This is a genomic window from Companilactobacillus halodurans (assembly GCF_009600985.1).
Taxonomy (GTDB): Bacteria; Bacillota; Bacilli; order Lactobacillales; family Lactobacillaceae; genus Companilactobacillus; species Companilactobacillus halodurans.
On record NZ_VDFP01000287.1, the window covers coordinates 1 to 1,039 of the forward strand.

Here is a 1,039-nt window from a genome sequence, read left to right on the forward strand (position 1 = left end):
AGTCGTCCCGGGGGCTCGAGGTGGTCCTGGGGGACACGTTATTGCGGGTAAGGCAGGGGCCTGTGGCGAAGATCTACAACCTGAGTTTAAAGCTTACAGGGAACGAGTTATCAAAAACGCCACTGCTATGGCAAAAGTTATCAATGATGCTGATAACCTTTCCGTATTAACTGGCGGTACAGATAACCACTTGCTCAATGTTGTTTTAACAGAATGGGACTTGACCGGTATGGAAGTTCAAAACCTTCTTGATTCAATTCATATCACAACTAACAAGGAAGCCATTCCAAATGATCCATTGCCACCAAAATATACATCTGGACTTCGTCTAGGTTCTCCTGCTATTACATCAAGAGGATTTGACGAAGAAGACTGTGAAGAAGTAGCCCGTATTATTGTTGATGCAATCAAGTATCATGATGATCCAGAAAAACTTCAAGAATTGGATGCACGTACAAAAGCTTTGACTGACAAGCATCCCGTTGAATTTAACTAAAAATTGTATGTAAAAAGCGGACCTCTATTTGATTAGAGATTCGCTTTTTTATTTGTCTACTTTTCTGGAACTGCATCTTTAGAGATGAAGTTCGTATTTGGATTTGAACCAGTATCATTGTAAATTCTATGGAAACCATCCAAATCATTGGTCCACTCTGCATTGAGAGATGTAGCATTATCTGACATCCCAATGGCGGCCGGAGATCCTGTGTAAATTAATGCTGCACGATGACCAAAATGTCCTACATGACCAAGCGTTGCAAAGATATTATTGTCATCATCATACCAACCTTTTATGAGATAAAAGGCCACATCTCGATCAGATTTTAACCCCACATAACCACCATTTTTCAAGATAAAATCATAGCCAAGACCATAGAGATCTTCTTCAGTATTACGTGGTTGAGTAGAATGATCCAGCGTTTTACCAACTTGTTGATAAGCACGATGATTAGCATACTCAAACATTTCAGGTGTTGTAGAAACTTCCGGAGTTCCGTTAGCACGATGTAAAGCGTTCAAATACTTAATAAAATAATCA

Annotated in this window: 1 protein-coding gene and 1 pseudogene; one reads left to right on the top strand and one right to left on the bottom strand. The window is 39.7% G+C overall.

Annotation, left to right across the window (positions count from 1 at the left end):
- A partial coding sequence (locus FHL06_RS14220; RefSeq protein ID WP_475392989.1) for a PLP-dependent aminotransferase family protein occupies positions 1 to 496 on the top strand: 496 nt, incomplete at its 5' end.
- Positions 497 to 552: 56 nt separating this feature from the next.
- Here FHL06_RS14220 and FHL06_RS14555 read toward each other — a convergent pair.
- Positions 553 to 1,039 (bottom strand): annotated as a pseudogene (locus FHL06_RS14555) (hypothetical protein); the annotation flags it as partial.